Origin of the sequence: Lactococcus sp. dk101 (assembly GCF_009601055.1) — a bacterium.
In the GTDB taxonomy this organism is placed as follows: domain Bacteria; phylum Bacillota; class Bacilli; order Lactobacillales; family Streptococcaceae; genus Lactococcus.
On the sequence record NZ_WITI01000007.1, the window covers coordinates 43,698 to 62,745 of the forward strand.

The window sequence follows — 19,048 nt, forward strand, 5'->3', positions numbered from 1 at the left end:
GAGACCGACTTTCGTCAATCTCTTTTAAAATTTCAATTAGAATTTTTTACGTTTACGAGCTGCTTCTGATTTGCGTTTCGCTTTTACAGATGGTTTTTCGTAGTGTTCACGTTTGCGGAGTTCTTGAAGAGTTCCAGCTTTTGTTACTGAACGTTTGAAGCGACGGAGTGCGTCGTCAAGTGATTCATTTTTACGAACGATAGTTTTTGACATTGATTTCACCCCATTCCCGTTTCTGAATTTGCGTTAAAAAACACGCTAAGAACATTTTAACAAAAAATGGATGTTTTTGTCAACTATTATTTTTCATTTATTTGATAAAACTGACCTCATGTGCCAGTTGATTAGCCGCTTGTGCCTGATCCATCGTCAAAATATGATTTTCAATCAACATTTCATATTCTTTAGGGAGGGTTGTCTTTTGCAAGATTGGCCCGTCAGTGTTGATGGTAAAGGGAACGCGATGCTCAAGCAAGGTCTGATAATTAAATCTCATTTCGTCCAAATCTTTGACAGATTTCGTTTTGAGATTTGAGGTTGGGCAAGTTTCAAGAACGATGCGATGTTCACGTAAATAAGCCATCAGATTTTCGTCATGAACGCAGGCAATCCCGTGGCCTATTCGATTGGGCTTAAGTTTGGTCACCACTTCCCACATCTCATCTGCGTTCGTAGCTTCGCCTGTATGAATGGTCAAGCCAAGACCTTCTGCATGAATGCGTTTGGCAAGACCTTCAATCGGCTCAAAACTAAAGTTTTTATCGATAGGCCCAGCCAAATCAATCCCAATCACACCTCTGTCTTTGTATTTAATCGCCTTGTCAACGATGATTTTATTGACATCTGGCGGAAAACGACGATCCATTGATAAAATCAAGCCTGTTCTCAAACGAGGAAATTTCAGACTGGCACGCTCCAAGCCTTGTAGAGTATAAACAATGATATGATCCAAATCAATTTTACCCGACCGTGAACGCAACATTGGGTTCATACGGATTTCAACCAAATCAATTTTGTCATGTTGGTAAAGATGTGTTGGAACCTGCTCTGCCAAACGGAACATGGCTTCAGGTGTGGATTGGATTTCTTCGAGTAAATCGTACATTTTGAGATACTCTTCGTAACCGACATTTCCGTCGATTGTGACTGACTTAGCGAATTCAAAATAATCTCGCATGGGTAATTTCATGCCTTGCTCATGCGCCAAATCCCAGAGGATCTCTGGTGTTACCGAAGCTGAAATATGCATGTGCAAATCTGCGAGATTTTCAAGTTCGACTGCTGTTTTTGTTTCCATTGTTTACAAGTGCCCTTTCGAATTAAAAAACAACCAATCTTCGATTGATTGTTGTCTATCATAACACGCTTTGCCTCAGATTTCAAATCTTAAGCGGGCTTATCTTCATCATCTACCTTAGGCATTTTTCTTTTTGGTAAATAGGAATAACAATAGCCCCAACTTCCCATGAACAAGGTTTTATAAATGGGGTCTTGCCACCAAGCCAAAGGCGAAATCGCCGTTAGCGGATAGCTCAGAATAAAAAATAAAACGAGCCAAAAGGAAAAATAGTGCCAAAAATGGCGTTTATACCGAACCTGATCTGGATATTTTTTCAAAATCATAATAATGAGCCAAATAAATAAAGTCAAAACGGCAAAATTTATCCACCAGTAAAAATGATAATAGGCGTCCAAAAAGAGATAAGGTACAGCCAAGCACCAATACAGCAAAGCCAATCTTTTGTTCATTTTATTCTCCTACATTTCTTTTACAAGTTATGAACTCGCTGGTTTTTACAGAGCAGTCGGCGCATGCTCATACGAACGAGACCGATAAATATTTCACCCTTGGACTTATAATCTGATAATCAAGGTACATTGTCCCCCGCTCATTACCAAATGAAAAGCGCTCGCTTCTCATTTCAACAATCTTATTAAGTAAATTAGTATGTCATACTATAAGGCTCAATGTCTTTCCAAATATCTTTTAAGGTTTTTCCATCGCTAAAATCATAACTGAATATTTCTGATACTTCATTGAACTTTTCTTCAAATGCAGGACAATCATCATGCTCTGTTTTATTAGCCCAAATATACCGACCATCTTTCAGTTCCTCAATAGTGTAAAGCAAACCGCTATACCAAAATGCTGTTGGATAACCAGTATTTATCGAGAACTCTAAGTGTTCAAATTTTTCAAGTTTAGTTTTCTTTGTCATTTAATACCCTGCTTTTAATTTCGATTTTCATTCGTCCAATCTTGAATATGGGAGATAATCTCATACTTCTTAGGATTTCAATCTGCTGTATAATGAACAACTTTAGATTTAATAGTGGTGTTTGATGGTTAGTCAGCTGATTCGATAGATTGGATTTCGTTTTCTTTCAGTTCTATCAATGCCCCATCACTTGAGTCAATCAGTATTCCATCTACAAAAGAATCATCATCTTCTCCATACGTTTTATCATAGACTACACCAACAAAAGTTTTTTTATCGGTTAGAACAATTTTAACTTTTTTATCGAAATATTTTTCAAATTCCATGTTAGCCCTCCCTATTCTTACCTGGTATGATGTGAGTGGCTGATTTTTACCTGCTGTATAGTGAATATCCTGAGCTTTAATAATGTTGTTCTGATTGTTAGTCAGCTAATTCTATACTTTTAATATCTTTCTGATAAATAGGACGTCCAATATTGGGATTGCCATCAACATCAAGAACCAATGCATCATCTACATCATTGTCAGCTACATCGTCAATAGACAGAAGTTCGCCAACAGTTGATGTCCCATCGTTGAGAAATACCCTTATTTTCTTAAATTGCCACTTTTCATAATCAAAAACTCTAACCATGAGTTTCCCTCTCCATCTTTGATAGGGATAAAATATATATTTCTTCAGAGTTTTTTGAAAAATAATTTAGTTCTCGCCCCTTAGATTTATCCGATTTTTTAATTCCAGCCGATTACAAACCTATCCGGATATTTCGATTCAGGTTTGATATCTCCAAATACTTTGTAAATCCATTTTTTAGTTTTTTGAGAAATATTATCTTTCATGGTTATTTCTCCAGTTTCATAATCAACGGATATATCAAACAACTCAAAATCGTCTTGAACTTCGAAGTTTAAAGTATTACCATTTTTCGATATTAATTTAAATACTATCATTCTGACTTTCTCTTACAAGTTTTTTCTTTTAATAATGTTATTCTGATTGCTATTCAGCTAATTCTTCGATTTTTGCAATTACTATGTCACGTAGTGATTTTCCATCAATTTGATAATTGAGTAAATCGTCAACGGTATCAAAAAAAGTATCTTGGTTGGAATAAAATTCTGAAAGGATGATTTTTCCATCAATTCTACCAATCCAGTATCCTGTATCTTTATATTCAAGTTCGATATCCATTCCCAATGAGACATATTCAATGAAATCATTCAAATCATCATTCGTATTTGGGTATTTCATCTCGACCAATCCTTTCTCGTCCATTTAATACGCTTCAAGATTTTCGTGCTCCAATAATATTAGAGCATCTTCCTGTTTACTTGGCTTTTAACATCAAACATCTGTTTACTTAGTCCAATCAATCGGCGTTTGTCCCTTTTCTATCAAAAATTCGTTCGCTTGTTTAAAATGATTGCAACCGAAAAAGCCTCTCGATGCCGACAGTGGCGATGGGTGTGCAGATTCCAAAACCAGATGTTTTTCTGAGTCAATCAAAGCGGCTTTCTTTCGGGCAAATCCGCCCCACAATATAAAGACTTTCGGACGACTGTCAGCACTGGCAATCTTTATGATCTCATCTGTCAGCGGTTCCCAAATCTTACCCGCGTGCGCATTTGACTGGTTTTCAGGAACCGTCAAAACTGCATTTAGCAAAAGGACGCCTTGCCTTGCCCATTCCGTCAAGTCAGAGCCTGTCTTTGAAAATCCTTCTTGCAACAGTTCTTTTTTGATATTGACAATCGAATCTGGTCTGTTGACTGTAAATGTTTCTGGATAAGAAAAGCTCAAGCCCTGCGCTTTTCCTGGTTGAGGATAGGGATCTTGTCCTACGATAACGACCTTACATTGTTCAAGCGCTGTCAGCTCAAGCGCACGGAAAATCTTATCTTCAGGTGGGTAAATAGCGACTTCTTGAGCGTATGTCGTATTGATAAAGTCAAGCATGCGTTCAAAATAGTCCTGTGGCAATCGCTCCCGCAATGGAGCTGACCAATCTGTTTTTTTCATGCCTTCATTATAACATTGACCGTCAATAGTGGTCAACTGACATCGCAAACCTTACTGTTAAGCGATTTTTAAAAAATATAATATCAATGAAAAGCAATAGATTTCATTTCGAACGTAGTTAAAAACGTAGTTAGATGTAGTGAAATTTTTGTCGGGCGAGTGGCTGTATATCTAAGATATACGGCTTTTTATTTTGACTCATATATTTGGTAAAACGTAGCTAAAATGGTTAATTATGTTAAAAAGCTAGTGCAAGCAATCCTTGCATCAGTATCTATGTTTTTCTAACTACTAAACTCATCTCCCAGCACTTCATAAAGTTCAGATTTTAATGCTCTAATCGTGGGGCTTGTTCGTTGTCTCACTGTTCGCTCATTGATATGATAGATTTCACCCACTTCTCGCTGTGTTAGACCGCTTATGTAACGTAGCTTGAGCATTTGTGTGCTGTCAGTCGATAAGGGCTTTATATGCTCATTACAGACCTTCTGCACCTGCTTAATTTTATCAATATTCTTTAGCTTGGTTGTCTTTTTATCTCGTTCAATCATTTTAATATAAAAGTCAGACAGATATAATCTCATCACAAAATCAAATTTCATGCTATCTCCTTATATAAGAAAATGCCTCGCTTAAGAGGCACTCACTGTATATTTTTTCTCGCGCGACTAACGCTATCAAAAGCGCACGTCTGCGTTATTTGATAACTCTATTATACCAAAATCGAAAGTGTGATGCTTGAAATCTAAGAACTTAATACATTAATGCTAGGCAACCACCAGTTGCGCCTGATGCGCTATTTTTAAACTGGGTAATATTTATCTCTCCGTGTTCAAACATTTCAGAATACATATCATACTCACTTTTAATATATTCCATTTCACTCTGGAGGTATTCTGCAACTTCATTTTCTGTTAAATTCTTCCATTCTTCGTGGAATGATTTACGAGCTATTGCTAAAAAATCTTCAAACTTCATTAATATCCTCCCGCTTTTTCTTACATTATCTCATAAAATTCTATTGAATTAAATAGGCCGACAATTCCGCCGATTGAATTAAAAGCCCTTTTCTTTAAATAGCTTGTTAAGAGGAGAGACACAACGCCTCACAGTCGCTACGCTTACGTGGTATTGTTCGGCTACCTCCTGAACTGTTACACAACTGCTAAAGTAAGTTTTAACAATATCTCTTTTTTCCTCTGTCAACGTCTCAAGATAGTCTGAAATACAATCAATTATATTGTTTGCTTTCTCTACCTGCTCCTCTAGCCCTCGTTTTAATAGCATATCACGCAATTTATAGAGTGCTCCTCTATAATAGGCACTCACATACAAATCTACAGCTTTCATACTACCTCCTGCGAAACAAAAAAGACAAGTTTCCTCGCCCTTCCTGCACTATATTATAACATGCCCGATTAAGGGTCTTTTATTTTATAGTTAAATTATATCAAAAAATGAAATTCATTTCTCAAATATCTTGATTTATGTGAGCGCATTTGAGCGCTGACCACTAGGGAGAAGGTAAAACTCCCCTCTCTGCCAGTTGTGGCAGAAAATACGGATCATCCCCGACAAATTGTCGGTTTAGCTATGTAGTTGTAACTACAGACCATTCCTGTCAATTTAACAGATATAGATTTGTAGAAAAATTAAGCATACAAATCCCCTGCCATAATTGACAGGGGTTGCTATTATTTATTACGATAATCTCGCATATAGTTCTTCATGTATTCAGGATTCTTAGTTTCCCATTCTTTCCGCTCTGTTCTCCGTTTCTCATTACTGCATTCTTTGCTACAATAACAAGCGTTTGCAGTCTTCGGATAGAATGATTTACCACAAATACGACATTCTTTTGCTCTCAATTTTTGTTATTTCCTCCTGTTAAACGCATGCCCACGAAAAAATATGTACAGTGACGGCGTGAAGGACGAAGCGCCCGAGGGGGAGGGGGGGATACCCCCATATTTCAAACTCCGTACTCACTTATAAAATAAAATAATTATTTTTTATTTATTATTTTTTTTTATTTATTTTTAAGCATCAATCATTTACATCAAAGACTTTAGCTAATCGTGCATAAGACTTATGCTTGGACTTTGTTCGGTCAGACAACACGCCTTGACTTTCATATTTATCTTCGACTGCTTGCACTGCTTTATTTTTTTCTTCCTCTATCTTCGCATCTCTTTCACGTTGGGCTTGGTCCATCTCATTCTTAAATGACTCGCCCCATAAAGATTGTAGTTCCTTTGATTCATTCTTTTTCAGCTCTTGTTGCTTTCGAAATCCCTCCCATGATTTATCTACTTTATCTTGGAAATCTTCGTCAGCTTTTTTCTGCATACTTTTTAAATCTAAAATATTATTTTCTTCTGTCATTTTATTCTCTCTCTAATAACTTAGACACTCATCATCAAATCGTATAGCGTTTGTTTATCTGCGTTCGCATCATAGGTTACACCAAAGGCATCAAGCTCTTGCTTAATCTGTTCAATCGTCAAGGCATCAATGTCAACGTCATCTGATACACTCTCTGACTCTGTCTCAACTGGTTCACTGGTTACATCAAGTGATGTTGCTTGAATTGTTTCAGGGCTTGCTACTGGCTCTTTAATCACTCGTGAGAAACTATCTCCGTCCATGATTGCCCAGCCAACATAAGCGACTGCTCGCAGATATACTTGCCCATGTCCTGCAAGGTCTCGCCCACTATTGTCAGGGTCTCCATATTCAATAACCTCAAGTGACATTTCTTTTGCATATCCCCATTTGAACATGTTGCCAAAGTCCCCAATGATAGCGAGGTCATCAGTTCCATTTGCTACTGTGTTATTGATGTCAATAGGCATATTGTTGAGGGTTGCTGGTGTAGCTCCCCACGCAAGCTCTGGGAACTTCTCAACATTATTATCATCTCTCGTTCGCATGTTAGCCATAGCAGTCGAGAACTCTCGGCTCATGATCACACCACTGACTTCTTTATCTGTAGCTTGAATGAGTCCGATAGCTGCGTTAATGTTTGAGTCAGGGTTAGTACTATCATAGACAATCGTCTGTGTTGCTTTACTATCAAAGTTATTATTTCCAATGATTTCAGAAGCTGTACCAGTTCGTGGGTTAACTCCATGCATTGCCATGAGGTCAATCCCTTTAGCAAGTTTACTAGCAAAACCTTCTATAAAGCCTCCTAAGATTTCAATTTGGAATTCATCTGCGCCATGCATGAACTCGTCTGTTACTCGTGCACCGTATTCGACTTTGATTGGAACGGTTGTTACTGGTTCTAAAGAGATGCCTCCAGCAGTCATCTTTCCACCTTCCGCAACGATATCAATTTCAGAGTCCATTGTGAAGATGAATTCTTTCTGTCCATTGAATGGGATTGGTTTTTGTTTTGATAGTTTGATTAACGAGCTTTTTCCTTTTACACCGTTTATTACATCGCTGACAATCTCTGCGTCAAAAAGTGTTCCTTTAGATAATGTGTCCATATATTTTATTCTCCTCTAGTAATTTTATTGATAATGTTATTGTATGAATTTCCTTTTTTATGATGCTGTTCCACATTTTTGAGTGGAGCGACTGGTGCTTTAGGTTTAAACCAGTTAATAAGCATTTCAGCATCTTGCATCATACTGCGCTCGTCATCGCCCTTAAGACGACTGATAATGTCATCAGGTAGTCCAGCAAGATGTCCTACTTTCTGTTGTAGTAATTGATGTTCAAGTGCTTGGTTTCGTGCTTGTAAATCTTCAATCGTTTCTGTCATTTGTTATTCTCCAATCGTTTCGCCAATCGTGGCGAATTATCCTCATAAGTCTCTGCAATTTTGGCAAGTGCCCCGTTGCCAATCGTGGCATTATAATAACCTTTGGCAGTACTTGGCAATCGCAATGAAGGTAATGAAGTATATACTTTGTTGCCTTCAGGTGTAATTGTGAGGGGGTCTGCCTTATTCAAGCTTTGAAGTTGTTCCAATAGTTCTTGACCCTTAACTTGCATTTTAGTAGATGCATCTGCAATGTCTTTCAAGGCTTTGACTGGCTCAATCATTTCTTTAATTTGGGATTCATTGATTTCTTCCGCTTTTGCAAGAATATTTTTAGTGATTTCATTATATTCAGCTTCAGAGAATACCTTTTTATCTTCGGCTTTCTTTTTCAGTTTTGAGTACATTTCTTTTTCTGCTTTGGCTGACCAGATAGCATCTTTAGCTTTCTTATAGTTATCAAGATCTGCATCATCTTCAGCTTTAGCCATAGCTGATTTTCCTTGCTCAAGTTTATTCTCGGCTTTAGTTACTTTATCAGCCAAGTCTTTAATTTTTGCTTGCTGTGCTACGTTTTTCTCGTTTAAGAGTGTTTCGATTTCTTCAAGTGATTTCATTGTGTTCTCCTTTTAATCTTCTAATTCAATGCCAAGTGTTTCAGCGATGTTATAAAGCGTGTTGATGTTCACATCTGCAAGGTCTTTAGCGTCAATAGGTTCGCCACTGGTAAAGCGTGGGGTATAATTAGGGTCGCCATTAAACATCGAGTCATTGTAAGCATGTAGGTCGTTGAGATGCTCTTTAATTGAGCCTACACTATTCTCTTCCTCATTGACTCCAAGCAGAGCAGTCAGTTGGTAGAGTTCATCACAGATAATATCCGTTAGCGTGTCCATATCGCCACCTGAAAGCTCGTAGGCATTGAGTAGCGTACTTTGAATGGAATTGATAAGACTTGCGACTGTTTTGGTTTGTGGTGCTTGCTCCTGCTTATAGAGCTTAATTGTTTTTGTCATTATTTTCTCCTGTTATTTATATTAGTGATCCGTTGCCAGCAGTTAAGTTGGTGCTCTATTTTGTTGCATTAAGTCTCCTTATTGTCTGTGAATGGTTGTTATTTCTTGAATGCTAAATATAAAATTATCAATTTTAATAGTCTTAAAATCATAATCTTCCATTACTTCTGATAAAATTCTCCACCGCTCCTCTGTATAAGCAAGTTGAGCAGTATTCCCTCCAGTTGTTGTTATATAGATTTTCTTAAATTCTTCCATTTTTTTGCCTTTCTAAAATATGAGTATGCTGTTGATATATTGCGGTCAATTTCTATTTTTACCATGCTTTTTGTAAGTTTTGAATGGGGTGCATCTGAAATGCTCCTCCGCCTACCTCCTTTAATACCAACGGGTGTACCTCCAGGTACGTCCTCAAAATCGTGGGGTGCATTTACTTTTTGGGGTGCAATATAAATGCACCCTCCTTAACTCCTTTAGTACCAAGGGATTAAGCTCTTTTTTTACCTCAAAATCGTGGGGTGCATTTACTTTCTAAAACTATATAAGTATGTCCTCAAGCCCCTTATTTATTACTTTTATACTAAATAAAAGTTTTATAGAATTTAAATGCACCCAATGCACCCCAATAGCGATAAAGCCATATATACCAAGCGTTTGTAGAGGGTGCATTTGTGGGGTGCATTTACTATTTGGGTGCATTTAGTTTGCACCCCGCTTATAACCTCGTTTCCCCTTTTGTGTTACTTTTACCCATTCAGCTTTATTATTCATTGAATTCTTGAATTTAGCGACTATCTTAGAACTTCCTCTACCTGTTTCAATTCCCATAGCTTCCCAATAGAAGTAACTAGCTGTCACAAATTCTCGTGGTTTGGCTTCCCCTCTAAACTCATGTTCAGGAACTTGACCAGTTTCAAGAATAAAACCGATATAGTCTCGTCGATAATCTTTACCCGTCCTATTATTGAACGTTCTATAAAAATCAGTTGGGATTGGTATTTCTAAATACTGTTCAAGTAATTCTTCCTGCTCATCAAGATATTCAAAGCCTGTACGTTCTTCATTAAGCATTTTCTCATCTTGTTGCGAAAGAACTGGCTTAAACCCTTCTTTGTAGTAGTGGACAATCTCCCCCCAAAACTGATTGACTATCTCCTGCGTCAAATCGCTCACAGGGTGGTACTTTTGCAAGTTCTTAGAACAATGGATAGGCAAGAAACGGCGTGCACCTGTACGGTCTTTCTGATACTCCTCTTGGTTGGTTGTCCGTGCAATTACAAAGTTCTTGGCATACTTCTCAACACTCGTCCCATAAGGGCGTCTAAAAGAGACTTCTGTTTGAGTGATGAATTTCTTTAAGTCTGCGAATGATGTTTTATTACTCACTGCCATTTCATCATCATTTACAATCAATGCCTTGAGCATCTTAGCCAGTTCGTCCTTTTCCTCAAAGTTTTTGAATGAGTCGGTGTACCAATCACAAGCGACTTTGGTTAGGAAAGTTGTTTTCCCTGAGCCTTGCCCACCTACTAAGTCCAGTACAAGGTCAAATTTACTATATGGGTTATAGACTTTAGCAACTGCACCAACAAAGAAAATCTTTGTCATTTTTTCAGTCAGATCACTCTCTTTAGCACCTAAATAATCAGGCAGCAGATTTCTGACTCGTTTGGTCTTGTCCCAGTCTTTATAACACTGCTCCATATAGTCTTTTACAGGGTTGTACTTATTTGCATATGCAATTTTATTGATAACTTTTACAAGTAATAAGTTGTCAAAGAGGACGTCATACTTTTCTTCAAAATGCTCTAGAATGGCAGTAATATAAACATCTTTTAGTCCGTCATTTCTGACCTTCACATTTTTCAGTTCAAATGGTTCTTTAATCTCAATTTCTTGAGTAAAATCATTAAATACAAATTTATCTTTAAGAATGGGATCATGTTCAATCGCCACACGTATATTTCTTATAGACTTTGCTTTTGGTTTCCCATATTGATTATTAATGAATAATCCTTCTTCAAATTTAGGCTTAATGACCTTAGCTTTATCGTCAGGCTTGTCCTTTTCAATTTGAAACTCTTGTATAGGCACTGTCAGCACTTGTAAAGCTAGCTCTTGGTTGAATTCAGGCAATTAACACCTCCTTTTCTTTTTCGTTAAAATAATAATTTGATATGCCGATAAAATCAGAGAGCATTTTCTTTTTCTCTGCTCCGTGAGTTGTCGCTGTGATTTCAGAGACTGCCCACATGGTAATCATGAAATATGACCAGCCTTCCTGTTTTCCTAACAGAATGAAGCGTGTTATATTTTCAGCATTGCCAAACCCATGATTAAGCACGATTTTATCTTTAAACCGCTCAAACTGACTTTGCTTGTGAGTCGTGGCGCTCTGCTCAATTCCCTGCCGTCTTAGCTCGTGTAAGAATGAAACGAACTGATTAGAAGGTTCTTTAATTAAAGCCGTATGCGCTCGTTTAAAGCCCTCTATCATGGCTTCATGTTGCCAATGGTTGTAAGGTCTAATATCAATCAAGCCATTATAAAAACTATCGTAATTCATGCCCTTCGGTTCAAGATAGATATAGTTGTAAAAATCATCTTTTTGAAAGATTGAGGTCTCGCCAGCTCCTGTCATTGCCAGCTTTGCCGTTTCTTTTTTTATTCTGATAGATAGAAGTCTCATTATGGCACCTCCAATGCATCAAATAAACTGATCTCTCCGCCTTCGGTTTCGCCCTCGAACCTTGTGCCAGCTCGGTGTCTTTTGTAGGTAAAATCATACCCAGATACTGGCTCAAGTTGAAAACTATCACGCTTTTTAATCTGTTCCGGCGTGAGGTAAGCAAACTCTGCCTTTAAGTTTTCCATGCCTCTTGATTGAATGCCAGCAACAAACGAACAGGCAACAATAATGTTATTCTCTTTCATGTTTCTCCTTTCCTATAAATACTTAACTCCTCGAATTCGTCTCGCCCGACAAATCATTTATTTGTTGATTAAAAACTTTTTGACATCATCAATCTTGAAAAATACAAGACTGGTTTTGTAAGGTGGTTGGTATCGGTCTAAGCCGTTTTCTTCCCATTTGGTCACTGTACCGTCAACTATTCCAAGCTCAAGCATTAAATCCTGCTTTGAGATGATGCCCAAGCTATGTTTTTCTTTTAACTTGTATTGAGTTTTCATGAAACTATCAATCTGATCAGCAACAGTTTCGGTAATATCTCTTGTCATAAGACTGACAGCAGTAGTTAGAAAATCATCTGTATTTGTCATTATTTACCCCCTCTAGATAGTTTCAGTTTAAATTTTGGTCTATAGTTTCTATTGACAAATATAATTCTCATTTTTCTGTGAACAATCCACCAGTTATCGATGTCGCAAATAAACACTTCCATTTTTTCGTATCTCATGCCACACCTCCCACGAATTCGACTAATACACCTTCATTTTTAAGCGTGAATGTTACCACGTTTCTGCGGTAGTCAAACAATGTGTTGGTGCGTTCTGTGCTGATATGGTGCTTTGTTACTGTTTCAAGAAGTGCCATGAGCTGGCTTGCTATTTCATCTGTTAAAAAGTATTGTTTTTTCAAAATAAATTTCTCCATTATGGTATAATGAATATAAAGAATGAATTACCTATTCACCTCTTTAAATTCTGATTGAAAGCTCCGTTCGTCGCCAAACTGCAGGGGCTTTTTTTGCGTCATTTTTTATAACTTGTATCACGGCCTTTCTTCTAACTATCAATGTCAATCATCTTCACTACATACAACGAGGTTTACGCTGTGTACCTACGCTTTGGCAAAAGCTGTGCAAGTGCCTGCGTTTGTTCGTTTAGATGATTAGGATCAGTAGTCTTTAGCTAGCCACTGCGTTATTTTTTGATAAGTGGATTGTTGAACTCTGTGGTTGTAGTCAGGATTTTCCAATTGTCCATATGTTAGACGGTTAATTCCTAGTAGTTCAGCAGTATCACTTTTACTTAAATTAAGAGTAGCGCGCTTTTTTCTTAATGCTTCTTTAATCTCTTTTGTTAGATACATACATTTACTCCTTAGTTATTATCATCAAATTGATGATAAACTAATTATAAATCATCAAATTGATAATGTCAAGCATTTTTTTATTTTCAAATTGATGATTTTTATTTATATTAATATAAATTATGTGTTAAAATAGATAAAGATAAATTATTTTATGAAGGGAGTAATGAATGAATAAGATTAAAGAGTTGAGAAAAGAAAGGAAGTTAACTTTAGCAAAGTTGGCACAAATGTTTAATGAACAAAATGTTCTAGATAAAGATGGAAATCAAATTAAAATGTCAGATAGCCAACTTTCAACATATGAAAATGGTTCAAGATCACCAAGACATAATGAAGTGTGGATTGGTTTGGCAAACATTTTTGAAGTATCTGAACTTTATTTAATGGGATATGATAATGAAACGCTAAAAAAAACACTAGATAACGCATTAACAAATGCGTCTGATTTAATGGAAAAGCTAGAGTTAAACCCAGATGATTTTTTACAATTAAAGTCTTTAAATAAATCTGTAAAACTAATAAAAGGTCTATCAGACGAAAATAATGAAAAATGGTTAGAATATGGCAAGCTGCTACTTGAATCACAAAATAAAAGTAGTTAATCTGTAAAGATACTTAAGAGAAAAGTCTTGACACGCTAGCCCACTTAGACCACTGAAAGTCTGTGATTGGTTGGTAACACTAGCTTTATAACAAGTGGGCTAGAAGTGGGCTAGCATTTTCTCCAAGTGGGCTACACCCTCTAGACCACTTAGCACTACACTAGCCCACTTCTAGCCCACTTGACCTAATCTCAGTCATATCAACGGTTTACAGGTTTTAAGTGGGCTAAGTGGTCTAGTCGTTCAAAACTTTTTAGTTTTAAGCTCTTGTTTTATTAATCAGAGTAAGCCTCGTAATGATCAAAAACAAAAAATAAGTAACAAGTTAAATCAAGTTCATAAAAAACTTGTTTAGCTATCTATTTATTTAAAAAAAATAAGGAGAAATAATATGATTACAAAAAGAGAAGTAAAAGAACGTTTTGAAGTTGTATCTGCTTCATTGGGAGGTATTGGAATAATCCTTGATAAGCAAACAGGTGTTCAGTATCTCTCAACAGCTGGAGGCTTAACTCCGTTATTGGGTGCAGATGGTAAACCAGTCATACATCATGAAGATAAAAATAGTGCTTTTTAAAGCAATATACGTTGTTACTGTACTTGTTACCGTTCTATTTTCAAATAAGACCTCACAAACAGCTTAACCATGGGCTTGTTACCGTACTACCGTACTTTTAATTGCACTATATATTCACAGCATGGTTGATAATTTAGAAAGGAGGTTGATAAATCAATTTATTTAAACAAAGCATCTTAATAACACTTATTATAATCGCAGTGACTTTGGCGATTTACACAGTTTATATAACTATAAAATCGCTTGTTTTAAAAATTAGGAATAACAAAAGAATATCCTTAACGTTCAAAGAAAATTTTGGTCAGTTGAATATCTTTATAACTGATGTAATCTTAGAAGCACTCTCTAAAACATAAAAATATTAGTTAGAATTATTAATATGATCTCCTTGAATTCGTCTCGCCCGACAATAGAACAGGAGAAAGTATGAAAGTTAAAGAAATAATAAAAAAAGACGGTTCAATCGCCTTTAGAGTGAATGCTTACTTAGGCATTGACAGCCTCACAGGCAAGCAAGTAAGAACTACAATTACCGCCAATAGCCCTAAAATGTGCGACATTAAAGCAAAACAAGCTATAAATAAATTTATACAAAATGGCTCAACCGTCGCAAGAGAAAAAGTAGAATTTGAGAACTTTGAACAGTTGGCTCTTTCGTGGTTTGATAGTTACCAGCTGACAGTAAAAGCAAATACTGTACGAGTTACAAATAACTTTTTTAGAATTTACCTTTTGCCCGTATTTGGAGAGTATAAGATTGATAAGATCACACCCACTCTGATACAACAAACAGTAAATCAATGGGCTAAAAATGCGAATACCGCTCAATTAACGAACGGTAAAAGAGAAAAAGGAAAGTGTAAAGATTTTAAGCTGTTGCTCAATTTAATGAAACGTATTTTAGATTATGCTGTTCAGTTGGGAATAATCTCAAGTAATCCAGCTATACAGGTCGTAGCACCTAAATTAAAAACAAGGGCATCAAAGAAAATAAAGTATTTTGATAATGATGAGTTAAAAAGATTTCTTCTCTATCTTGATAACTTGCCCTCAACCTCTGAAAACTTGATGCGCTCAACACTTTATAAACTTTTGATTTCTACCGGCTTGAGAATTGGTGAAGCCTTGGCTCTTTCATGGTCAGATATTGATTTAAAAGACAAGTCTATCAAAGTTAGTAAGACAATGCTTCAAACTAATGAGGTACAAGACAGTGCAAAAACAACAGAGAGCAATAGAACGGTCTCTATAGATGATGAAACGGCACATCTATTACGTGAATGGAAAGCTAAACAGCAGGACGTTAGCAAGGTAATCAGCCTTAATAGTAATGTTTCTATCTTTTCTATTGAAGGGCATCAGTTTACTTATGCAAGAGAGCTTACCTTTTTAACTCAACACTTTAGAAATGCTGGAGTAAAAAACATTGGTTTTCACGGCTTTAGACACACACATGCCAGCTTGTTAATGAATGCAGATGTTAACCCAAAAGAAATACAGTTAAGGCTAGGACATGCGGATTATAACATCACAATGAACACTTACAGCCATTTAGCCGAGGACAAGAAAAAAGACACTGCGGAAAAATTCAGCAGTATCTTAAAAGCATTATAATTTTCATTGACGTAGTTAATTGCGTAGTTAGGTTATATCAGAATGAACGCAATCCCTTATATAGCAAGGGTTAAGACATTTGTTTTTTCATGCCTTCATTATAACAAATCCCCGTCATCCTTGCCACAAGGGAGCTGTCAGTACTGACAAGAAAGAGTTGTTCATTTATTTTAATTGAAAATGATTTTTTTCTTGCATTATCCTAAAAATAAGTCTATACTTAGAGAAAAATTAACGAAGGAGAAATCACAATGCAAAATCAAAACTCAAAACGTTGGCAAAATTGGCGTAGCTGAAGTTGTGTTTATGCATGTGGCATAGACCAACTTTTGAAGTACTTCTCAAAAGTATCTATGCCGGTGATTTCAAAATAGAAAGGCCGGAATCGAACAGATTTAGGTCTTTTTTTGTGCAAGTATTTCATCCTCCAACCAAGAAAAAAATAGAAATTAGGAAAATACTTGTGAAAAAATCAAATAAAATAATCTTGTCAGCACTGACAGCCTCTACCTTAATCCTTCTTGCTGCTTGTGGAAAATCCGCCAGCTCTCGCAACATCCAATTTGGACTTCCATCAGACATTACAACGCTAGACTCATCGATGGTTACAGACGTCTTCTCTCAAGAAGTTATCGGCTCAACCGAAGAGGGACTAATGCGTAACGGGGCAAACAATCAACCTCAACTGGCCTTAGCCAAATCAATTAGCGTCTCAAATGATGGCCTGACTTACACCATTATTTTGAAAGATAACTTGAAATACTCAAACGGAATAAAATTGACCGCTAGTGATTTTGTTTATAGTTTTGAACGCGCAAATGATCCTAAAACAGGTGCTCAATATAATTATCTCTTCACCAATGTTTTAAAAAATGCAGCACAAGTCCAAGCCGGCAAACTTCCTGTTTCAGCACTTGGCATTAAGGCTGTCAGTGCTGACAAACTCGTTATCACGCTGGTCAAACCAACCCCCTACTTCAAATTCTTGCTTACTGAGCCAATCACTTATCCCCTCAATCAAAAATTCGTCGAAAGTCAAGGTAAAAAATACGGAACGACTTCCGCAACAACGCTTTATGACGGCCCTTATGAATTTTCCAAAACCAAGGGATTTACAGGCACGAACAAGAACTTTTCAATCGTCAAGAATCCTAATTACTATGATGCGGGAGCTGTCAAATCAAACGAAATTGATTTTCAAGTTGTCAATAATCTGAATACTGGTGCCGAGCTTTTCAAGACGGGAAAACTTGATTTTGCAATGATCAACACAACTGATTTAGTAAAAGCCAACGAAAACACCAAAGGTTATTCTGTTATCCACCCTTCTGAAACTCAATTTCTTCAATATAATCAGACCGGCTCAAACAAGGCTTTAGCCAACGCTGATATTCGTGAAGCCCTCAATCTCGCAACAAACCGCAGTGAAATCGTTCAAGAATTTGAACCTGCTTCAACCGTCGCAACAAGTATTATCCCTAAAGGCATGTACACGACTGCTTCGGGACAGGATTTCGCTAGTCTTGCCAAACAAGACTATACTTACAATACCGCTCTTGCCAAACAATTATTTGAGAAAGGCATGAAAACATTGGGATTAAGCAAGCTGACCTTATCTATTGAAGCGCCTAATGATAACCAAGAAGCTGATAATCAACTGGTCAGCTACTTGCAAACTTCTTATGAAAAAGCCTTACCCAGTCTTACGATAAATCAAAAACTTGTTCCCTTCCAACAACAACTAAATGACCTCTCTGTTCATAATTTTGACATTGCCCTTTCGTCATGGGGAGCTGATTATGCCGAACCTACGACATTCTTCAATCTATTTACGACAGGTTCTGCTGGAAATATGGGCGGCTTTAGCAATGCAACGTTTGACAAAGCGTTTGCTGCTGCAACCAACCTGCCTGATGTACTCAATGCTTCCAAACGGGATGCGGATTACGAAAATGCTGAACATGCACTTTATACCCAATCCAACATCAACCCTATTTCATACGGCTCATTTCCAACCCTCACAAATCCAAACTTACAAGGATTTGAAGTTCACTCTGCAGGGCTTCCGTTCGATCTGAAAACCGCTTATTTGAAACAGTAACCGCTGCTGTCAGTGCTGACAAGAAAGACACTCCAAATTTGAAGTGTCTTTCTTTATTTTTCCCATAATTTTTCAACATGATTATCGTCCCACTCACCAGAGACAAATTTGGCGATGTGGTCATCATAGGTATCAAGTTTGAATTTTAATAAATCTCGTGTGAGCGTGGCTTCTTCGAGTTGGTCTTCGACTTCCTGAAGTTGCTTGGCTAAGATTTCTTTCTGTGCCATCTGATTTTCTGGCGTGCGCTCTTTTGTACCGTAGGAAGCAAAAGTTTTTAAGGATTCGATTGAAACATTTGCGCGACGCAAGGATTTGACAAGATAAATCCAGTTCAAATCACGGTCGGTAAAACTACGATAGCCAGATAAATTTCGTGTGATTGGAGGAATAATTTTCGCTTCCTCATAATAGCGAATGGTAGCTGGCGAAAGGTCAAATAATTCAGATACTTCTTTTATATTCATAATTTTTCTTCTTTCAGTTGATAGCTGACCCAGTAAATTCCGAGCAACAGCATAACAATCATAAAGGCAGCTGGGAAAAAGAGAATTGAAATCCCCAGAGCAAGCACTTTGGCAACAATATCAAACCTGATAAAAAAGCTCGTTTTGCGCAGGCCGATACTCCGATAAAGTGCCGTATTGGATAAGGTAACGCCCAGAACAATACAGCCGTAAAAAAATTGCACGCTCCGATTATCAAATTGATCCGACACAAGCAAGGTGGCATAAGGAAAAAGGCTGCTAAAAAAGAGCATAATCAATGACAACCAGACTGTTTTGCGTCTGATACTTGAGACTTTGTCCCATTCATTATGAAGATTGACCCACATCGTGCCAAGCCAAAAAAAGGAAAGTGCATACGCAAAAAATTGTGTGCGTAAGTCCCAAAAACCTGCGAAATCAAAGGTTTTTGGCGCTTTGAGATTGAACACCATAAGCGTCATCGCAATCGCAAGCACCGCGTCAATAAATGAAGTTAGCCTATTTTTATTCATAGCCATATTATAGCAGAAAATATCTACTGCGTATTCTTTTTATGATGTGTTTATTATATAAGATT

Annotated in this window: 29 protein-coding genes and 1 pseudogene; 4 read left to right on the plus strand and 26 right to left on the minus strand. The window is 37.0% G+C overall.

Annotation, left to right across the window (positions count from 1 at the left end; all coding sequences use genetic code 11):
• Positions 1–36 precede the first annotated feature (36 nt).
• From rpsU to GHI45_RS06830, 24 genes and pseudogenes are all read right to left on the minus strand, one after another.
• A complete protein-coding gene (gene rpsU / locus GHI45_RS06715) occupies positions 37–213 on the minus strand; it encodes a 30S ribosomal protein S21 (RefSeq protein WP_003134539.1) in 177 nt (58 codons plus the stop codon).
• Between the two features lie 97 nt (positions 214–310).
• The gene (locus GHI45_RS06720) at positions 311–1,297 is read right to left on the minus strand and encodes an adenosine deaminase (RefSeq protein WP_147780069.1); all 987 of its coding nucleotides are present in this window, start codon (positions 1,295–1,297) and stop codon (positions 311–313) included.
• A gap of 89 nt (positions 1,298–1,386) precedes the next feature.
• Positions 1,387–1,749 (minus strand): hypothetical protein, encoded by a 363-nt coding sequence (locus GHI45_RS06725; protein ID WP_147780068.1) that lies wholly within the window; start codon positions 1,747–1,749, stop codon positions 1,387–1,389.
• 194 nt (positions 1,750–1,943) lie between these two features.
• The gene (locus GHI45_RS06730) at positions 1,944–2,219 is read right to left on the minus strand and encodes a hypothetical protein (protein ID WP_147780067.1); all 276 of its coding nucleotides are present in this window, start codon (positions 2,217–2,219) and stop codon (positions 1,944–1,946) included.
• 128 nt (positions 2,220–2,347) lie between these two features.
• On the minus strand, positions 2,348–2,545 hold the full coding sequence (locus tag GHI45_RS06735) for a hypothetical protein (protein WP_147780066.1): 198 nt from the start codon (positions 2,543–2,545) through the stop codon (positions 2,348–2,350).
• 97 nt (positions 2,546–2,642) lie between these two features.
• Positions 2,643–2,855, minus strand: coding sequence for a hypothetical protein (locus GHI45_RS06740; protein WP_147780065.1), 213 nt, complete (start codon positions 2,853–2,855; stop codon positions 2,643–2,645).
• Positions 2,856–2,953: 98 nt separating this feature from the next.
• Positions 2,954–3,172: a hypothetical protein gene (locus tag GHI45_RS06745; RefSeq protein WP_147780064.1), complete on the minus strand. Its 219-nt coding sequence runs from the start codon at positions 3,170–3,172 to the stop codon at positions 2,954–2,956.
• 49 nt (positions 3,173–3,221) lie between these two features.
• Positions 3,222–3,497 (minus strand): hypothetical protein, encoded by a 276-nt coding sequence (locus GHI45_RS06750; protein ID WP_147780063.1) that lies wholly within the window; start codon positions 3,495–3,497, stop codon positions 3,222–3,224.
• A gap of 81 nt (positions 3,498–3,578) precedes the next feature.
• A complete protein-coding gene (gene ung / locus GHI45_RS06755) occupies positions 3,579–4,241 on the minus strand; it encodes a uracil-DNA glycosylase (protein WP_147780062.1) in 663 nt (220 codons plus the stop codon).
• Between the two features lie 284 nt (positions 4,242–4,525).
• The gene (locus tag GHI45_RS06760; RefSeq protein WP_147780061.1) at positions 4,526–4,843 is read right to left on the minus strand and encodes a sigma factor-like helix-turn-helix DNA-binding protein; all 318 of its coding nucleotides are present in this window, start codon (positions 4,841–4,843) and stop codon (positions 4,526–4,528) included.
• Between the two features lie 151 nt (positions 4,844–4,994).
• Positions 4,995–5,219 carry a hypothetical protein gene (locus GHI45_RS06765; RefSeq protein ID WP_147780060.1) on the minus strand — a complete coding sequence of 75 codons (225 nt, stop codon included), beginning with the start codon at positions 5,217–5,219 and terminating at the stop codon, positions 4,995–4,997.
• Between the two features lie 78 nt (positions 5,220–5,297).
• On the minus strand, positions 5,298–5,591 hold the full coding sequence (locus tag GHI45_RS06770) for a sigma factor-like helix-turn-helix DNA-binding protein (RefSeq protein ID WP_147780059.1): 294 nt from the start codon (positions 5,589–5,591) through the stop codon (positions 5,298–5,300).
• A gap of 696 nt (positions 5,592–6,287) precedes the next feature.
• Positions 6,288–6,626 (minus strand): hypothetical protein, encoded by a 339-nt coding sequence (locus tag GHI45_RS06775; RefSeq protein ID WP_147780058.1) that lies wholly within the window; start codon positions 6,624–6,626, stop codon positions 6,288–6,290.
• A 221-nt stretch (positions 6,627–6,847) separates the two neighbouring features.
• A pseudogene (locus tag GHI45_RS06780) lies at positions 6,848–7,738 on the minus strand (phage major capsid protein); the annotation flags it as partial.
• A 5-nt stretch (positions 7,739–7,743) separates the two neighbouring features.
• Complete coding sequence (locus GHI45_RS06785) at positions 7,744–8,016, minus strand: hypothetical protein (protein WP_147780056.1); 273 nt, start codon at positions 8,014–8,016, stop codon at positions 7,744–7,746.
• Positions 8,013–8,633 (minus strand): hypothetical protein, encoded by a 621-nt coding sequence (locus GHI45_RS06790; protein WP_147780055.1) that lies wholly within the window; start codon positions 8,631–8,633, stop codon positions 8,013–8,015. Before GHI45_RS06790 ends, GHI45_RS06785 begins: the two co-directional genes overlap by 4 nt.
• Positions 8,634–8,645: 12 nt before the next feature.
• The gene (locus tag GHI45_RS06795) at positions 8,646–9,032 is read right to left on the minus strand and encodes a hypothetical protein (protein WP_147780054.1); all 387 of its coding nucleotides are present in this window, start codon (positions 9,030–9,032) and stop codon (positions 8,646–8,648) included.
• Between the two features lie 78 nt (positions 9,033–9,110).
• Complete coding sequence (locus tag GHI45_RS06800) at positions 9,111–9,290, minus strand: hypothetical protein (protein ID WP_147780053.1); 180 nt, start codon at positions 9,288–9,290, stop codon at positions 9,111–9,113.
• Positions 9,291–9,731: 441 nt separating this feature from the next.
• The gene (locus GHI45_RS06805; RefSeq protein WP_147780052.1) at positions 9,732–11,168 is read right to left on the minus strand and encodes a VapE domain-containing protein; all 1,437 of its coding nucleotides are present in this window, start codon (positions 11,166–11,168) and stop codon (positions 9,732–9,734) included.
• On the minus strand, positions 11,161–11,721 hold the full coding sequence (locus tag GHI45_RS06810; protein WP_147780051.1) for a hypothetical protein: 561 nt from the start codon (positions 11,719–11,721) through the stop codon (positions 11,161–11,163). Before GHI45_RS06810 ends, GHI45_RS06805 begins: the two co-directional genes overlap by 8 nt.
• The gene (locus GHI45_RS06815; protein WP_228386038.1) at positions 11,721–11,966 is read right to left on the minus strand and encodes a hypothetical protein; all 246 of its coding nucleotides are present in this window, start codon (positions 11,964–11,966) and stop codon (positions 11,721–11,723) included. The genes GHI45_RS06810 and GHI45_RS06815 overlap by 1 nt, the downstream gene beginning before the upstream one ends.
• 57 nt (positions 11,967–12,023) lie before the next feature.
• Positions 12,024–12,314: a hypothetical protein gene (locus GHI45_RS06820; RefSeq protein ID WP_147780050.1), complete on the minus strand. Its 291-nt coding sequence runs from the start codon at positions 12,312–12,314 to the stop codon at positions 12,024–12,026.
• A gap of 133 nt (positions 12,315–12,447) precedes the next feature.
• Complete coding sequence (locus GHI45_RS06825; RefSeq protein ID WP_187230093.1) at positions 12,448–12,633, minus strand: DUF1655 domain-containing protein; 186 nt, start codon at positions 12,631–12,633, stop codon at positions 12,448–12,450.
• A 258-nt stretch (positions 12,634–12,891) separates the two neighbouring features.
• Positions 12,892–13,086, minus strand: coding sequence for a transcriptional regulator (locus tag GHI45_RS06830; RefSeq protein WP_147780048.1), 195 nt, complete (start codon positions 13,084–13,086; stop codon positions 12,892–12,894).
• A 170-nt stretch (positions 13,087–13,256) separates the two neighbouring features.
• On the opposite strand from GHI45_RS06830, the gene GHI45_RS06835 reads away from it, so the two are divergent.
• The 4 genes from GHI45_RS06835 to GHI45_RS06850 all read left to right on the plus strand — a co-directional run bounded on the left by GHI45_RS06835 (position 13,257) and on the right by GHI45_RS06850 (position 17,983).
• Positions 13,257–13,691, plus strand: a complete 435-nt coding sequence (locus tag GHI45_RS06835; RefSeq protein WP_147780047.1) for a helix-turn-helix domain-containing protein — start codon at positions 13,257–13,259, stop codon at positions 13,689–13,691.
• 391 nt (positions 13,692–14,082) lie between these two features.
• On the plus strand, positions 14,083–14,268 hold the full coding sequence (locus GHI45_RS06840) for a DUF6440 family protein (protein ID WP_147780046.1): 186 nt from the start codon (positions 14,083–14,085) through the stop codon (positions 14,266–14,268).
• 426 nt (positions 14,269–14,694) lie between these two features.
• Positions 14,695–15,882, plus strand: a complete 1,188-nt coding sequence (locus GHI45_RS06845) for a site-specific integrase (RefSeq protein WP_147780045.1) — start codon at positions 14,695–14,697, stop codon at positions 15,880–15,882.
• 463 nt (positions 15,883–16,345) lie between these two features.
• Positions 16,346–17,983, plus strand: a complete 1,638-nt coding sequence (locus GHI45_RS06850) for a peptide ABC transporter substrate-binding protein (protein ID WP_255514414.1) — start codon at positions 16,346–16,348, stop codon at positions 17,981–17,983.
• Positions 17,984–18,036: 53 nt separating this feature from the next.
• On the opposite strand, the gene GHI45_RS06855 is transcribed toward GHI45_RS06850, so the two are convergent.
• Both GHI45_RS06855 and GHI45_RS06860 read right to left on the minus strand, forming a co-directional pair.
• Entirely contained in the window at positions 18,037–18,450 is a 414-nt protein-coding gene (locus GHI45_RS06855) for a MerR family transcriptional regulator (RefSeq protein ID WP_147780043.1), read from the minus strand.
• Positions 18,447–18,983, minus strand: coding sequence for a TMEM175 family protein (locus GHI45_RS06860; RefSeq protein ID WP_147780042.1), 537 nt, complete (start codon positions 18,981–18,983; stop codon positions 18,447–18,449). The genes GHI45_RS06855 and GHI45_RS06860 overlap by 4 nt, the downstream gene beginning before the upstream one ends.
• Positions 18,984–19,048: the final 65 nt, after the last annotated feature.

Coding starts and splice junctions, on each gene's coding strand:
- rpsU (WP_003134539.1), bottom strand. CDS start 213: ATGTCAAAAACTATCGTTCGTAAAAATGAATCACTTGACGACGCACTC.
- GHI45_RS06720 (WP_147780069.1), bottom strand. CDS start 1,297: ATGGAAACAAAAACAGCAGTCGAACTTGAAAATCTCGCAGATTTGCAC.
- GHI45_RS06725 (WP_147780068.1), bottom strand. CDS start 1,749: ATGAACAAAAGATTGGCTTTGCTGTATTGGTGCTTGGCTGTACCTTAT.
- GHI45_RS06730 (WP_147780067.1), bottom strand. CDS start 2,219: ATGACAAAGAAAACTAAACTTGAAAAATTTGAACACTTAGAGTTCTCG.
- GHI45_RS06735 (WP_147780066.1), bottom strand. CDS start 2,545: ATGGAATTTGAAAAATATTTCGATAAAAAAGTTAAAATTGTTCTAACC.
- GHI45_RS06740 (WP_147780065.1), bottom strand. CDS start 2,855: ATGGTTAGAGTTTTTGATTATGAAAAGTGGCAATTTAAGAAAATAAGG.
- GHI45_RS06745 (WP_147780064.1), bottom strand. CDS start 3,172: ATGATAGTATTTAAATTAATATCGAAAAATGGTAATACTTTAAACTTC.
- GHI45_RS06750 (WP_147780063.1), bottom strand. CDS start 3,497: ATGGACGAGAAAGGATTGGTCGAGATGAAATACCCAAATACGAATGAT.
- ung (WP_147780062.1), bottom strand. CDS start 4,241: ATGAAAAAAACAGATTGGTCAGCTCCATTGCGGGAGCGATTGCCACAG.
- GHI45_RS06760 (WP_147780061.1), bottom strand. CDS start 4,843: ATGAAATTTGATTTTGTGATGAGATTATATCTGTCTGACTTTTATATT.
- GHI45_RS06765 (WP_147780060.1), bottom strand. CDS start 5,219: ATGAAGTTTGAAGATTTTTTAGCAATAGCTCGTAAATCATTCCACGAA.
- GHI45_RS06770 (WP_147780059.1), bottom strand. CDS start 5,591: ATGAAAGCTGTAGATTTGTATGTGAGTGCCTATTATAGAGGAGCACTC.
- GHI45_RS06775 (WP_147780058.1), bottom strand. CDS start 6,626: ATGACAGAAGAAAATAATATTTTAGATTTAAAAAGTATGCAGAAAAAA.
- GHI45_RS06785 (WP_147780056.1), bottom strand. CDS start 8,016: ATGACAGAAACGATTGAAGATTTACAAGCACGAAACCAAGCACTTGAA.
- GHI45_RS06790 (WP_147780055.1), bottom strand. CDS start 8,633: ATGAAATCACTTGAAGAAATCGAAACACTCTTAAACGAGAAAAACGTA.
- GHI45_RS06795 (WP_147780054.1), bottom strand. CDS start 9,032: ATGACAAAAACAATTAAGCTCTATAAGCAGGAGCAAGCACCACAAACC.
- GHI45_RS06800 (WP_147780053.1), bottom strand. CDS start 9,290: ATGGAAGAATTTAAGAAAATCTATATAACAACAACTGGAGGGAATACT.
- GHI45_RS06810 (WP_147780051.1), bottom strand. CDS start 11,721: ATGAGACTTCTATCTATCAGAATAAAAAAAGAAACGGCAAAGCTGGCA.
- GHI45_RS06815 (WP_228386038.1), bottom strand. CDS start 11,966: ATGAAAGAGAATAACATTATTGTTGCCTGTTCGTTTGTTGCTGGCATT.
- GHI45_RS06820 (WP_147780050.1), bottom strand. CDS start 12,314: ATGACAAATACAGATGATTTTCTAACTACTGCTGTCAGTCTTATGACA.
- GHI45_RS06830 (WP_147780048.1), bottom strand. CDS start 13,086: ATGTATCTAACAAAAGAGATTAAAGAAGCATTAAGAAAAAAGCGCGCT.
- GHI45_RS06835 (WP_147780047.1), top strand. CDS start 13,257: ATGAATAAGATTAAAGAGTTGAGAAAAGAAAGGAAGTTAACTTTAGCA.
- GHI45_RS06840 (WP_147780046.1), top strand. CDS start 14,083: ATGATTACAAAAAGAGAAGTAAAAGAACGTTTTGAAGTTGTATCTGCT.
- GHI45_RS06845 (WP_147780045.1), top strand. CDS start 14,695: ATGAAAGTTAAAGAAATAATAAAAAAAGACGGTTCAATCGCCTTTAGA.
- GHI45_RS06855 (WP_147780043.1), bottom strand. CDS start 18,450: ATGAATATAAAAGAAGTATCTGAATTATTTGACCTTTCGCCAGCTACC.
- GHI45_RS06860 (WP_147780042.1), bottom strand. CDS start 18,983: ATGAATAAAAATAGGCTAACTTCATTTATTGACGCGGTGCTTGCGATT.